At 56.3% G+C, this 13,577-nt stretch carries 17 protein-coding genes; 10 read left to right on the top strand and 7 right to left on the bottom strand.

Features of this window, described 5'->3' with window-relative positions; all coding sequences use genetic code 11:
• Position 1 precedes the first annotated feature (1 nt).
• Together flgC and flgB are read right to left on the bottom strand one after the other, a co-directional pair.
• A complete protein-coding gene (gene flgC, locus EM595_RS07105) occupies positions 2-406 on the bottom strand; it encodes a flagellar basal body rod protein FlgC (RefSeq protein WP_067429579.1) in 405 nt (134 codons plus the stop codon).
• 2 nt (positions 407-408) lie between these two features.
• Positions 409-822 (bottom strand): flagellar basal body rod protein FlgB, encoded by a 414-nt coding sequence (flgB, locus tag EM595_RS07100; protein WP_067429576.1) that lies wholly within the window; start codon positions 820-822, stop codon positions 409-411.
• 155 nt (positions 823-977) lie between these two features.
• Between flgB and flgA the strand changes: the two genes are divergently transcribed.
• The 3 genes from flgA (at position 978) to EM595_RS07085 (ending at position 2,502) form a co-directional block, all read left to right on the top strand.
• Positions 978-1,634, top strand: coding sequence for a flagellar basal body P-ring formation chaperone FlgA (flgA, locus tag EM595_RS07095; RefSeq protein ID WP_067435250.1), 657 nt, complete (start codon positions 978-980; stop codon positions 1,632-1,634).
• Positions 1,635-1,738: 104 nt separating this feature from the next.
• Positions 1,739-2,047: a flagellar biosynthesis anti-sigma factor FlgM gene (gene flgM, locus EM595_RS07090; protein WP_067429573.1), complete on the top strand. Its 309-nt coding sequence runs from the start codon at positions 1,739-1,741 to the stop codon at positions 2,045-2,047.
• A 23-nt stretch (positions 2,048-2,070) separates the two neighbouring features.
• Complete coding sequence (locus EM595_RS07085; protein WP_067429571.1) at positions 2,071-2,502, top strand: flagellar protein FlgN; 432 nt, start codon at positions 2,071-2,073, stop codon at positions 2,500-2,502.
• A gap of 36 nt (positions 2,503-2,538) precedes the next feature.
• Here EM595_RS07085 and murJ read toward each other — a convergent pair whose 3' ends face one another.
• From murJ to rimJ, 4 genes are all read right to left on the bottom strand, one after another.
• Positions 2,539-4,077, bottom strand: a complete 1,539-nt coding sequence (gene murJ, locus EM595_RS07080; protein WP_067429568.1) for a murein biosynthesis integral membrane protein MurJ — start codon at positions 4,075-4,077, stop codon at positions 2,539-2,541.
• 109 nt (positions 4,078-4,186) lie between these two features.
• On the bottom strand, positions 4,187-5,104 hold the full coding sequence (locus EM595_RS07075) for a Gfo/Idh/MocA family protein (protein WP_067429565.1): 918 nt from the start codon (positions 5,102-5,104) through the stop codon (positions 4,187-4,189).
• Positions 5,094-5,753, bottom strand: coding sequence for a DUF480 domain-containing protein (locus EM595_RS07070; RefSeq protein WP_067429564.1), 660 nt, complete (start codon positions 5,751-5,753; stop codon positions 5,094-5,096). The genes EM595_RS07075 and EM595_RS07070 overlap by 11 nt, the downstream gene beginning before the upstream one ends.
• A gap of 18 nt (positions 5,754-5,771) precedes the next feature.
• Positions 5,772-6,365, bottom strand: a complete 594-nt coding sequence (gene rimJ / locus EM595_RS07065) for a ribosomal protein S5-alanine N-acetyltransferase (protein WP_067429561.1) — start codon at positions 6,363-6,365, stop codon at positions 5,772-5,774.
• A gap of 378 nt (positions 6,366-6,743) precedes the next feature.
• On the opposite strand from rimJ, the gene grxB reads away from it, so the two are divergent.
• From grxB to solA, 7 genes are all read left to right on the top strand, one after another.
• Positions 6,744-7,391: a glutaredoxin 2 gene (gene grxB / locus EM595_RS07060; protein WP_067429558.1), complete on the top strand. Its 648-nt coding sequence runs from the start codon at positions 6,744-6,746 to the stop codon at positions 7,389-7,391.
• A gap of 135 nt (positions 7,392-7,526) precedes the next feature.
• A complete protein-coding gene (locus EM595_RS07055; protein WP_067429555.1) occupies positions 7,527-8,090 on the top strand; it encodes a lipoprotein in 564 nt (187 codons plus the stop codon).
• Between the two features lie 134 nt (positions 8,091-8,224).
• Positions 8,225-9,271 carry a dihydroorotase gene (gene pyrC, locus EM595_RS07050; RefSeq protein ID WP_067429552.1) on the top strand — a complete coding sequence of 349 codons (1,047 nt, stop codon included), beginning with the start codon at positions 8,225-8,227 and terminating at the stop codon, positions 9,269-9,271.
• A 103-nt stretch (positions 9,272-9,374) separates the two neighbouring features.
• The gene (gene dinI / locus EM595_RS07045) at positions 9,375-9,617 is read left to right on the top strand and encodes a DNA damage-inducible protein I (RefSeq protein ID WP_067429549.1); all 243 of its coding nucleotides are present in this window, start codon (positions 9,375-9,377) and stop codon (positions 9,615-9,617) included.
• Between the two features lie 148 nt (positions 9,618-9,765).
• A complete protein-coding gene (locus EM595_RS07040) occupies positions 9,766-10,038 on the top strand; it encodes a hypothetical protein (protein WP_067429544.1) in 273 nt (90 codons plus the stop codon).
• A 206-nt stretch (positions 10,039-10,244) separates the two neighbouring features.
• Positions 10,245-10,499 (top strand): biofilm formation regulator BssS, encoded by a 255-nt coding sequence (gene bssS / locus EM595_RS07035; protein WP_067429541.1) that lies wholly within the window; start codon positions 10,245-10,247, stop codon positions 10,497-10,499.
• Between the two features lie 107 nt (positions 10,500-10,606).
• A complete protein-coding gene (solA, locus tag EM595_RS07030; protein ID WP_067429538.1) occupies positions 10,607-11,722 on the top strand; it encodes an N-methyl-L-tryptophan oxidase in 1,116 nt (371 codons plus the stop codon).
• A gap of 94 nt (positions 11,723-11,816) precedes the next feature.
• Here solA and proP read toward each other — a convergent pair whose 3' ends face one another.
• A complete protein-coding gene (gene proP / locus EM595_RS07025; RefSeq protein ID WP_067429535.1) occupies positions 11,817-13,268 on the bottom strand; it encodes a glycine betaine/L-proline transporter ProP in 1,452 nt (483 codons plus the stop codon).
• Between the last annotated feature and the right edge of the window lie 309 nt (positions 13,269-13,577).

The raw sequence follows: 13,577 nt of genomic DNA, 5'->3' as shown, positions 1-13,577 counted from the left end.
GTTATTGACCCATCGTCAGGGTTTTCATCATCATCGATTTCACGGTGTTCAATACCTCGACGTTGGCCTGGTAGCTGCGCGACGCCGACATGGTATTCACCGTTTCACCGATCACATCGACGTTTGGCATTTTGATGTAGCCTTTGGCATCAGCCATCGGGTTACCCGGGTCATACACCAGCTTGGCCGGCGTCGGATCGTCAATCACCTGTACGACGCGAACGCCGCCGGTGGCCTGACCCTGAGCCGCATCGGTCTGGAACACGACCTGCTTGGCCACGTAAGGCTGGCCATCGGGTCCGGTTACGCTGTCGGCGTTGGCCAGGTTACTGGCGCTGACGTTAAGGCGCTGTGACTGTGCAGTCATTGCCGATCCGGCAATATCAAAAATACTTAATAAAGACATAATTATTGCCCCTGAAGTACGCTCATCATGCCTTTGATCTGGCTACTGATGAGGGTCAAATCGGTCTGATATTTCAGGCTGTTATCCGCAAACTGCGTACGCTCGCGGTCCATATCTACCGTGTTGCCATCCAGCGCAGGCTGGTCAGGAATACGGTATTGCAGATCCAGCGACGCCGCCTGGTTAACCTCAGCCGGAATATGGCGTGCCGACGTCACCGCCAGCGACATGCTGCTACCTTCCGCCCGGCCATTCTTCATTACCCGGCTCAGTTCACTGGCGAAGTCGATATCACGCGCCTGATAACCTGGGGTATCTGCGTTGGCGATGTTGGATGCGAGGATCTCCTGACGCTGGGCGCGCAGGTTAATCGCCTCAGTGCCAAATCTCAGTGCTGCATCCAGTTTGTCGATCATGCTTCCTCCGGCATTCGAAATTTCGAGTTGACAGCATAAGGGCGAAGGCACAATCGCTATCGACGGAATAGCGCTAAAAAGCGTCGCTATTTGTCGCCTTGAGTTTTGGTAATCATCGGTAGAATCCTCACCATAATGATTTCGGGGGAATGACCATGCGTAACATCATAATGCTGCTTAGCGGCCTGCTTCTCGCGGTACACAGCGCCAGCGCAGCCGATCTGACCAGCCAGTTAACGCAGTTTTTTCAGGCGCGTGATGCTGAGCATGCGCAAGGTATGCAGGTGGTGGTTCGCACGCCGCAGAATCAATGGCCCGCCTGTGAGGCGCCGCAGTTTTCGCTGCCGGGTAACAGCCGCATGTGGGGCAACATCAGCGTGGCGGCCAACTGTGGCCAGACGCGTCGTTATTTGCAGGTGCAGGTACAGGTGTCCGGTAACTATGTGGTGGTCAGTCGCCAGGTCGCGCGTGGCGCAACCTTAACCCTCGCCGATCTGGAAGTGAAACAGGGCCGTCTGGATACGTTACCGGCGCGCATCGCCGATACGCCGGAACAGCTTGCCGATGCGGTTGCCATGCGCGACCTGGTGCCGGGCCAACCGGTAACCTTAATGATGGTGCGTCAACCGTGGCGCGTGCAGGCGGGTCAGAACGTGATGGTGATTGCGCAGGGCGAAGGCTTTAACGCCAGCGGCGAAGGCAAAGCGATGAATAATGCCACCGCCGCGCAGCCGGTGCGGGTCAGAATGAACAATGGGCAGGTGGTGAGTGGACGCGTCGACCCTAATGGGAATATTCTTATAACGCTCTAAGCGATTAAAGAACAGTGCTGTTCTGCCGATAGAGTAAGCAACAACGACATTACTCTATAATTAGCATGCGGCAAAAACCGCCTGAACCTGACAGGAGCTTCATTATGAGCATCGACAGAACTCAACCCCTGAAACCGGTAAGCACCGTCCAGTCACGTGACAACAATGACGCGCAGACCGCCAAAGTGCGCACCGCTGCCACACCGGTGAAAGCCAGCGAAAGCAGCACCGCCGCGCAGGTTAGTCTGAGCAATGCGCAGGCCGAGCTGATGAAGCCGGGCAGCCAGGACATTAATACCGCTCGCGTTGAGCAACTCAAAACGGCCATCCGTAATGGCGAACTGAAAATGGATGCTGGCAAAATTGCCGATGCGCTGATTCAGGACACCAAACAGTGGCTGGGGAACAATTAAGTTTTACAGGATAACCGTGCGCCATGAATAACCTGCAGACTACGCTGAATAAGATCCTGGAAGTGTTGTCATCGTTACATGCGATCATGAATGAAGAGCAGGAAATGCTCTCGGCGGGTCGCATCAATAGCAGCCAGCTGCAACGTATTACCGAAGACAAAACGCTGCTGCTGACCACGCTGAACTATCTCGATGAGATGCGTAAAACCACCGAGAAAAGCGAAGGCGTGCAGGCACCCTATAGCGATCGGCAGGATATGGCGCTGCGCTGGCAGGAGATTCAACTGCGTACCGAGCGACTGCGTGACACCAACACGCACAACGGCATGCTGCTGGATCACCAGATGCACTTTACTGAGCATGCGTTGGCGGTGTTAAAGCCGCATCAAAGTCAGCCTTTTTATGGCCCCGATGGCCAGGCGAAAGGCCACGTCATGCTCAGCAGAAAAGCGTAATCGGTACAGGCGGCCCGCAGGCCGCCTCGCTTTCATTTATGCTGAAGTCCGGCGATTAAAATCGCGCAGGCGGAATCCCATCAGCCCAAGCATGACAAAATAGCTGCCACCACCCACCGCACAGACCGCTGCCAGACGCAGTAATCGCCACAGCATGCTGCCGTTTTCCCATGCCGGCATCAGCATCAGCACGCCCACCAGCACCGCTGCCATTACCACCACCGACAGCACCAGACGCAGCAAAAAGCTGTGCCAGCCCGGTTGGGGAATAAAGATATTTTTCTTACGCAGCTGCCAGTACAGCAGCGCGGCGTTCAGGCAGGCCGCCAGGCCAATCGACAGCGCCAGACCGGCGTGCTTCAGCGGACCGATAAAGGCCAGATTCATCAACTGGGTACAAATCAACGTCACGATAGCGATTTTCACCGGCGTTTTAATGTCCTGACGCGAATAGAAGCCAGGTGCCAGCACTTTCACCACAATCAGTCCGGTTAAGCCCACCGAATAAGCCACCAGCGCACGCTGGGTCATCGCCGCGTCAAAGGCGGTGAATTTGCCGTACTGAAACAGCGCGGTGGTCAGCGGGCCGGAAAGAATGCCCAATGCCACCGCACTTGGCAGGGCCAGCAGCAAGCAGAGCCGTAAACCCCAATCCATCAGACGCGAGTAATCATCGTGATCGCCGCTGGCGAAGCTTTTGGCCAGTGACGGCAGCAGAATGGTGCCCAGCGCTACGCCGAGCACGCCGGAAGGAAACTCCATCAGGCGATCGGCGTAATACATCCAGGAGACCGAACCGGACACCAGAAAAGAGGCGAAGATGGTATTGATGATCAGCGAAATCTGGCTGACAGACACGCCCAGAATCGCCGGCCCCATCTGGCGCATCACTCGCCAGACACCGGCATCTTTCAGGTTCAGGCGCGGCATCACCAGCATGCCGATCTTTTTGAGGTGCGGCAGCTGATAGCCGAGCTGCAGCACGCCGCCCACCACCACCGCCCACGCCAGCGCCATCACCGGCGGATGGAAATGCGGCGCGGCAAACAGCGCAAAGCCGATCATGCTGACGTTCAGCAAGGTCGGCGCAAACGCCGGCACCGAAAAACGGTTCCAGGTATTGAGGATCGCCCCCGCCAGCGAGGCGAGCGAAATCAGCATGATATAGGGAAAGGTCACGCGCAGCAGCGACGAGGTCAGCGCAAACTTATCGGCGGTGTCGGCAAAACCGGGCGCGGTCACCATGATCACCCACGGCGCGGCGATCATGCCGAGAAAAGTGATGATCGCCAGCGCCAGCGTCAGCAGGCCCGCAACGTAGGCTACAAACACCCGTGTCGCCTCTTCACCCTGCTTGCTTTTGTATTCCGCGAGGATCGGCACAAAGGCCTGTGAAAAGGCGCCCTCAGCAAAAATACGGCGCAGCAGATTAGGCAACTTAAAGGCAACAAAGAAGGCGTCGGTAGCCATACCGGCACCAAACACGCGTGCAACAAGCGCATCCCGGGCAAAGCCCAGCACGCGCGAAAACAGCGTCATAGAACTGACCGCTGCCAGCGATTTCAACAGGTTCATGGTTTACTGCGCATCCTGAAAGTAAAAAAAGAAGGGGCAGCGCAGGGCTGCCCGGGGCGATAGTCTACTGACACCGCGCTAAATAACCACTTTCGATTGTGAGCAAAGGTTATTGCTGCGCGTGTGCCTGCCAGATGGCTTCCACCATGCGCTGCGCCACCAGCGCCTGTTCACCGCTGGTCTGCGGCTGAGTCTGATTTTGTACGCAGTGAATAAAATGGTGCGCCGCACCCTCAAATCCGCGCTGCGTCAGCACGTTTTGCCAGCCTGGCGCAGGCTCCGTGTGAATAATACCGTTACGTTCCTGACGCCATTCGCGCATATCGGCGATCTCGGTCACCGCGCCGTCGCTGACCGCCAGCAGGGTTTCGCGCTGGCTGCCCGCCCGACGATGCATACTGGCGGTTAATCGTGCGTCGCCGGCGGCAAACAGATGCTCGGCGTAGCGCATCTGCCCGCTGCTGTTGGTGAGCAGCTGGCCCTGCAGCAGCGTGACCTTGCCGCCGCCCAGCCAGATCAGCGTATCCAGCAGATGCAGGTAATCATCCAGCAGGGTGAACTGCAGATCGTGATCGATGCTGTCGCTGCGGTGTTTGTCCATGCGCAGCGACGCCAGATCGCCCAGTTCTGCCCTGAGTTGCAGATAACGCGGGGCAAAACGCCGGTTGAAGGCCACCATCAATTTGCGCCCGCGCGCTGCGGCCAGTTCCACCAGCTCTTCCGCTTCGGCCAGCGTCTGCGCCAGCGGTTTGTCGACGCAAACGTCCACCCCCGCCAGCAGCAGGGTTTTCACCACCGCGTAATGTGACGCGGTGCTGCTGTGCACAAACACCGCGTCGCAATCAGCGGCCAGCGTATCCAGCCTGGCGTAGCTGGCGATGCGATAACGATCGCACACCGGCTGTGCTTTCGCCTGATTTGGTGAAAAAGCGCCCACCAGTTGCCAGCTGTCGGCGCGGCTCAGTACCGGCAGCCAGGCTTTCTGCGCGATGCTGCCTAAGCCGACCATGCCAATCTTAATCGTCATAACGTGCACCCTTTTCCGCCATCAGCGCAGCCAGTTGCTGCTTTATTGTTGCCATCTCCTGCTCCAGCTGCGTGATGCGCTGCGCCATATCGCTCTCTTCCGCCGCCATGACCGGCTCGGCTGACGGCGTGACGTCGGGCTGCCCGCTGAACAGATGCGCATAACGGCTTTCGCGTTTACCCGCTTCGCGCGGCAGACGCAGCACAAAAGGCCCGTCTTCACGGCTCGCCAGCGTTTCCAGCGTGGCTTCCACTTCGGCCATGTCGCTGAATTCGTGCAGTCGACCGCTGCGGCTGCGCAGTTCGCCCGGCGTCTGCGCACCGCGTAGCAGCAGCAGCGTGACGATAGCCACCTCGCCAGCGGTGAATTTCAGATCGCCAAAAGCGGAGTTGCAGAAGCGCTGTTCATATTTCACCACCCGCTGGCCAAAGCCGCTTTGCGTGCTCAGCAGATGCTTTTTAACCAGCAGGTCGAGCGTGTCCTGCACCTGGCGTTCATTCAGCGTTAGCACCGGATCGCGGTTGGATTTCTGGTTACAGGCGGCCAGCACGCCGTTGATCGATAGCGGATACTGATCCGGCGTGGTGACCTGCTTCTCCAGCATGGCGCCAATCACCCGCGCCTCGTGGGCGGATAAATCAATTTTCATTTCACGTCCCTTAAAGGGTTAACTACCGCGCCGCTCTGACGTCCATTCTCGCCAGGTCAGCGCCGTTAACACATGGTCCTGCCAGCGCCCGTCGATCAGCAAATAATCTTTGGCGTAGCCCTCTTTCTCAAAACCCAGACGCGCCAGCAGGTTACCGCTGCGCGCATTGTGCGGCATGTAGTTTGCCATGATGCGATGAATTCGCTGCTGACGCTGCATATAGCCGATGGCGGCCTGCAGCGCTTCAAACATCAAGCCCTGCTGTTGCCATTTTTCGCCCAGCGAGTAACCGAGATAACAGGCGTGGAACGAGCCGCGCAGCACGTTACTGAAGTTGGCGACGCCGCGCACTTCGCTCTCCTGCTCATCCAGCAGGATGAAATAGTAGGCGCTGCCCTGACGATGCATATCGGTGATCAGCCCCAGCCGTGCCTGCCAGCCGGAAGGATAACAGTGGCTCTCATCACGCACCGGCTCCCAGGGCTTGAGGAAATCGCGGTTCTCCGCATAGTAGTCAGCCATTCGCCAAGCATCACGTTCATGAACCAGCCTGACCACTAAGCGGTCGGTGGTAAGACGTACCCGGGGAGCAGCAGAACGGTAGCCAAACATTTTCTCTCCTGAAGTTGTGGCCTGCAAAACGCATCGGTGATAGTGGGCGCAATGGGCAACGGCGGCGACAGCCAGCCGGGAAATCTCCGCGCCTGCGGTTAACTATAACCTTCAACAGGCACAAGGGTAAAACCACAGTTTCACTTTCGTGAGGCTGTCGCAAACAGGACAATTCTTACCCACCGCACGGCGAAACCCCTGAAAAAACCGTCCGCAGCTCAGCCGCTTAACCGGTTTCTCTTCGTCTGCGTTTGCCGTGCTGTTGATGGTCATCTGTCTGGCTACAACCGAAGCCGGGTTGACCTGCGCCCGTTCTCTTCCATACTTTATTGAGGCCATTACCAGGCCTGTGACCAAATACAACAAGGAGACGCTAACGTGAAATTATACATTTACGAACATTGCCCCTTTTGCGTAAAGGCACGCATGATTTTTGGTCTGAAGAACCTGCCGGTGGAACTGATCGTCCTGTCCAACGACGATGAAGAGACGCCGCGCCGCCTGATTGGGCAGAAAATGGTGCCGATCCTGCAGAAAGCGGATGGCAGCGCCATGGCGGAAAGCATGGACATTGTGCATTTTGTGGATAACAGCGACGGCCAGCCGCTGCTGACCGGCGGCACCAATGCCGCCATCGCCGACTGGCTACGCCGGGTCAATGGCTATGTCTACAAACTGATTACGCCACGCGTCGCTGAGGCACCCTTTGCCGAGTTTGATACGCCGGAAGCGCGCGCTTACTTCAAAAACAAAAAGGAAGCGACGATGGGCGATTTCAGCGAGCTGAAAAGCCATTCGGCCGGCCTGATTAAAAATATCAGTGATGATCTGCGCCAGCTCGACAAGCTGATCGTGCAGCCCAACGCGGTTAACGGCGAACTCTCTGAAGATGACATCAATCTGTTTCCGCTGTTGCGCTCGCTGACGCTGGTAGCCGGCGTGAATTACCCGTCGCGCGTGGCGGAATACCGCGACAACATGGCGAAACAGACGCAGATTAACTTGCTCTCCTCTATTGCGCAGTAACCTGCTGCGGGTGGCATTCTGCTGCCCGCTTTTCCCCCTTCCCAATCCTCTTCTTTACGCCTGCACCTGGTGACAGCGTGTCCGCCTTGAGGCAAGCTATGCGCCCTCACTATTTACTGACCAGATGAGCGTGCAATGAAAAAGATTATCGCCGGGGCGTCGATGCTGCTGCTGATGCTCTGCCTGAGCGGCTGTAACAAGCTCACGCAATACACCATCAGCGAACAGGAGATCAACCAGGCGCTGGCGAAACACAATAACTTCGAAAAAGAGGTTGGCGTATCGGGGCTGGTTAACGCGCATATTGTGCTCTCTCAGCTTAACAGCCAGATTGGCCGTCAGGATCCAGGCAAAGTGACGCTCACCGGCCATGCCGCCGTCAATATCACTTCGCTGTTTGGCCCACAGCAGGCGGAGATGCTGCTGACCATGCGCGCTCAGCCGCGCTTTGATCGCCAACAGGGCGCTATCTTCCTGCAGGATCTGGAGATCGTGCAGGTCGATGTGCAGCCGGAGAAAATGCAGCCGGTGCTGAAAACGCTGACGCCCTATCTGAACCAGTCGCTGAAAAGTTACTTCAACCAGCAACCGGCCTATCTGCTGAGCAGCGACCGCAGCAAGGCTGAAGCGCTGGCCAAACGCTTTGCCACCGGTATCGAAGTGAAGCCCGGCGAGTTGATCATTCCTTTTACGCAATAAAGTGATAGCCGCCCCGTAAAGGGGCTTTTTTATGTGATGGAGATATAAATGAGGTGCAATCGATTGCCTTGCCCCTTATGCTTATGTCCCGGCATAAAGTATCCCTGACATTTATCCTCGCCGGAGCCTGATTGATGACCGCACAACCCCAGCAACTACAGATTCGCCGCCCAGACGACTGGCATATTCATCTGCGTGATGATGCGATGCTGCATACCGTTTTGCCCTATACCAGTGAAGTCTGTGGCCGTGCGATTGTGATGCCCAACCTGGTGCCGCCGGTGACCAGCGTGGCCGCAGCCCGCGCCTACCGTGAACGCATTCTGGCTGCGCTGCCACAACAGCACCGTTTTCAGCCGCTAATGACCTGCTACCTCACCGATTCGCTGGATGCAGCAGAAGTGGAGCACGGTTTTCGTGAAGGCGTGTTTACCGCCGCCAAGCTCTATCCGGCGCACGCCACCACCAACTCCAGCCACGGTGTAACCAGCATCGCCGCTATTGCCAGCGTGCTTGAACGCATGCAGGCGATCGGCATGCCGCTGCTGATTCATGGCGAAGTCACCGACGCCCATATCGATATTTTCGACCGTGAAGCGCGCTTTATTGAAACGGTGATGATCCCGCTGCGCCAGCAGTTTCCGGGCTTAAAAATTGTCATGGAACACATCACCACCCGTGAAGCAGCACAGTATGTGCTGGAAGCCAATGATCTGCTCGGTGCCACCATCACGCCACAGCACCTGATGTTTAACCGTAATCACATGCTGGTGGGCGGCGTGCGGCCGCACCTTTACTGCCTGCCGATCCTCAAGCGCAATGTGCATCAACAGGCGCTGCGTGACGTGATCGCCAGCGGCAATCCGCGCTTCTTTTTGGGCACCGACACTGCGCCGCACGCCCGCCATCGTAAAGAGTCGAGCTGCGGCTGCGCGGGCGTGTTCAATGCGCCGGTGGCGCTGCCTGCTTACGCCACGGTGTTTGAAGAGATGGGCGCGCTAAGCCACTTTGAAGCATTCTGCTCAGAAAACGGCCCGCGCTTTTATGGCCTGCCGCTGAATGAAGAACGCATTACGCTGGTGCGCGAAGCCTGGACGGTGCCCGAGAGCATTGCGCTGGGCGAAGAGAGCCTAGTGCCCTTTTTAGCCGGTGAAAGCCTGAACTGGCGCGTCGCGCTGTAAATCTGACGGGAAGGTATCCGCCTTCCCGTTGTCTTCCGTTTCTTTCACTTGCGTGCTGCCGAACAATACTGTACAAATAGACAGTATATTCACGGAGGTCCTCATGCGTGTTGAAATTACCGTAGCAAAAACGCAGACGCTGCCGCCGGGCGCACTGGATGCGCTGGCAGAAGAACTGACCCGACGTTTGAACGAACATTTTCCCGACGATGAAGCGCACGTCAGCGTACGTTACGCCAGCGCCAACAACCTCACGGTGATGGGCAAAGGGAAAGAGGCGCGTGAGCAGGTGAGCCATATTCTGCAGGAAACCTGGGAAAGTGCTGACGACTGGTTTCCGCAATAACCGTTTTATTTTGTGCTGTTTTGCCGGGTGTCGCCATCCGGCTTTTTTATCCCGCTGCCTGCCTCGCCAGATCGCGTATCGCGATATAGACTCTTTTTATGCCTTCACCTATTCTTGCGCCTGTGATGACTTACAGGAGGTGTCTACCATGACCTATGAAAATCCCGAAGAGGCGATGACCTTTGGTGAATTACTGACGCTGATTGGCGATCAGCAACGCCGTTTGACCGTACTTGAAACTGCCTTTTCCTGGCTCCCCTTCTGCCTTGACGAACGTGCCAGCCAGCTGCTGTCGCACAGCATGCGTCTGGAATCGCAGAATCAGGAAAATGATGCGGCGTTGCAGACCCATTATGCCCGACTCGCCGAGGCGCTGGAAAAACGCACCGGCAGCAGTAAAAGTGAACCTGTTATTGAATAATTAATTGGCTTATTTATTACGCTGATTATTTTTTATGCGGTGTTTTCGCCGCATGAATATTTGCTTTATTCCTGCGCAAAACTATTTTATCGTGCCCTCGCAGTCCGGGTGTTCAACCCGTGTTATAATTAGCCCGCTGCTGTCAGAAAAAAGCCCGCATTGACCTCAATAGTACACTTCGTTTAACGAGTAATAAGGAGGTTATAATGGATAAGAACAAAGATGTTATTCAGACACATCCACTGGTTGGATGGGATATCAGTACTGTTGACAGCTATGACGCCATGATGCTTCGCTTGCATTCACTCTCTTCCCAGGAACAGCAGGAAGATGACGCTGACGTTGGCCCAACCTACTGGATTACCACCGACGTCGCCCGACAGTTTATCTCTATCCTTGAAGCTGGCATTGCAAAAATCGAATCGACCGAGTTCCACGATCGTGACTACAAGAAACATTAAGCATTTCTGCAGGCTAAAGACAGGCACCCACCGCGGGTGCCTTTTTAATGCCCGCTATCTTTTGTTATGCTCCCGCCATGGCAGTAGCGCTCAGGAGTAGAGAACAGATGGTTTATGATTTGATCGTGGCAGGAAGCGGATCGGTAGGCGCAGCGGCGGGCTATTACGCCACCCGCGCTGGCCTGAAAGTGTTGATGATTGACAGCGCGCATCCGCCGCATCAGCAGGGCAGCCATCACGGCGAAACCCGGTTGATTCGTCATGCGTACGGTGAAGGCGCTCGCTATGTGCCGCTGGTGCTGCGCGCCCAGACGCTGTGGGACGAGCTGGAGCAGCTGAGCGGCGAGCGTATTATGCATCGCAGCGGCGTGATCAACCTGGCACCCGCCGACTCCACCTTCCTGAATAACGTTATCGAAAGCGCCAACGCACATCAGCTGAATGTGCAGGTGTTGCAAACCGAGGAGATTCGTCAGCGCTGGCCACAGCTCAACGTTCCCGATGGCTATCTCGGCGCGTTTGAAGCGGATTCCGGTTATTTGCTCGCTGAGCAGGCGATTCGTAGTTACATTCGCCTGGCTGAACAAGCGGGCTGTGCGCAACTGTTTAACTGCGGCGTCGACAGCATCGGCACCGAAGGCGATCTGCAAACGGTTACTACTGGCGACGGCGTTTTTCACGCCCGTAAGCTGCTGATCAGCGCTGGCACCTGGGTCAATCAGCTGGTGCCCGGCCTGCCGGTTCGGCCATTGCGTAAAGTCTTTGCCTGGTATCAGGCCGATGGCCGCTACAGTGAAAATAATAAGTTTCCGGCATTTACCGTTGAGATGGCCAACGGCAGCCAGTTCTACGGTTTCCCGGCGAAGGATAACGCGCTGAAGGTCGGTCGCCACGACGGCGGCCAGTGGATTAATACCCCACAGGAGCGTACACCGTTTGGCAGTTATGCGGCGGATGGCAGTGAAGCCTTCTCGTTTTTGCGTCAGTTTTTGCCCGGTATTGGCGTTTGCCTGCACGGCGCGGCCTGCACCTACGATAATTCTCCCGATGAGGATTTTATTATCGACCGGCTACCTGGCCATCCTAATCGATTAATTATCACCGGCTTAAGCGGTCACGGTTTTAAATTTGCCAGCGTGCTGGGCGAAATTGCCGCGCAATTTGCGGCCGATCAACCCACCGCTTTTGATTTAGCGCCCTTCTCACTCAATCGCTTTTCCTGAACCGCGTTCTGCAATAAAAAAAGGCGCACCTGAGTGCGCCTTTTTTATATTTCAAGTTACTTCCACGCCTGGCCAGCCTGTTTCAGGGCTGAGCTTAATGATTCTTCTGCTGACGACGCAGTTTAATTTTCTTGATAAGCGATTCCGCTTCCGCTTCTGAAGCTACGGCAGGTGCCGAACCGTGCAGCGGCTTACGGGCGCTTTCGCGCATAAAGAACACGGTAATCAAGCCAATCACGGCCGCGCCCATCAGATACCATGCTGGCATCATCACGTTGCCGCTCTTCTCCACCAGCCACGCGGTCATCAAGGGCGTGGTGCCACCAAACAGCGAAACGGAAATGTTGAAGCCGATCGCCAGCGCGCTGTAGCGCACATCGGTGGCAAACAGTGACGGCAGCGCCGACGGCATAGTCCCGCTGAAGCAGGTGTGGATAATGCCCAACATCATCAGTCCGACAAATACCCACAGCAGATTGCCGGTGCCGATCAGCCAGAAACAGGGCAGCGCAAATATCAGCAGGCCGATTGCGCCAAGGGCAATAACCGGACGGCGGCCCAGATGGTCGTTCCAGTGACCCCAGAACAGCGTCAGCGGCATCATGACAAACATGACCACCAGCACCAGCAGCAGGCCGCTCAGCTCGCTCATGCCCAGAATACCGGTGAGATAACTTGGCATGTAAGAGGTCAGCATGTAGTTGGAGACGTTAAACAGCAGCACCAGACCGATACACTTCAGCATCTGCGCCTGATATTTGCGCAGCATCTGCCAGACGCCGATCGGCGGCTTTTCATGCTCGCGCTTATCCTGCTCTTCCATGTGCTTCTGGAACGCAGGCGTCTCTTCCAACTTCAGACGCACGTAAAGACCAAACAGCCCTAACGGTGCGGCGATAAAAAACGGCACGCGCCAGCCCCATGACATCAGCGTTTCGGTGGACATCGCCGCCGTCATGCCGGTCACCAGTCCCGCACCGAGCAGATAGCCGCCCAGCGTCCCGAACTCCAGCCAGCTGCCCATAAAGCCGCGACGCTTATCGGTAGAGTATTCCGCAATAAAGGTTGCCGCACCGCCATATTCACCGCCGGTGGAGAAACCCTGTACCAGACGCGCGGTCAACAGCAGAATCGGCGCCAGAATGCCGATGCTAGCGTAGCTGGGAATCAGACCGATACAGAAGGTACCGATCGCCATCATGATCATGGTGATCGCCAGCACTTTTTGTCGGCCAATGCGGTCGCCCAGTGGCCCAAAGAACAGGCCGCCGATCGGACGTACCAAAAACGCCGCCGAGAACGCCCCGAAGGTGGCGATCAGCTGCGCGGCCTGGCTGGCGCCAGGAAAGAAGATTTTACCGATGGTCACGGCAAGATAGCTGTAAACGCCAAAGTCGAACCACTCCATAGCGTTGCCGAGTGCCGCAGCACCGACCGCGCGACGCAGCATTTTGCGGTCAACGATGGTGATATCGTCAACCGTCAGTTCTTTCTTCGGCTTCTTATTCCAGAAGTGCTTTTTGCCAGCGGCAAGGTTATCGCCCATGTTATGCCTCATATCAGTGATGATGATGCAGCAGCATAGCTTTCGCCGTCTTGATCCAACTGTGGATGGAGAAAGCTATATCGCAGCGCTTTGTAATGAACTGAAAACTATCGTAAACGGCATAGCGCGAACATGCAAATTTGGCGGCATGAATCACCACTAAGTCGTGTAAAGCCAGTTTTTTACTCCGGCTCGCTCGTTTTCAACACGCAAGCGTAGCGTAAATTCTGCGTTTCACCGGCACGACACCTACCGTTCGCACAGAAATCCAGCAGCGCTGATTTACAAACACTGACACAACGGCAAAAA

The organism is Duffyella gerundensis, assembly GCF_001517405.1.
GTDB lineage: Bacteria > Pseudomonadota > Gammaproteobacteria > Enterobacterales > Enterobacteriaceae > Duffyella > Duffyella gerundensis.
Note: the sequence above shows the minus strand (reverse complement) of the source record. Positions and strands in the feature narration are given on the sequence as shown.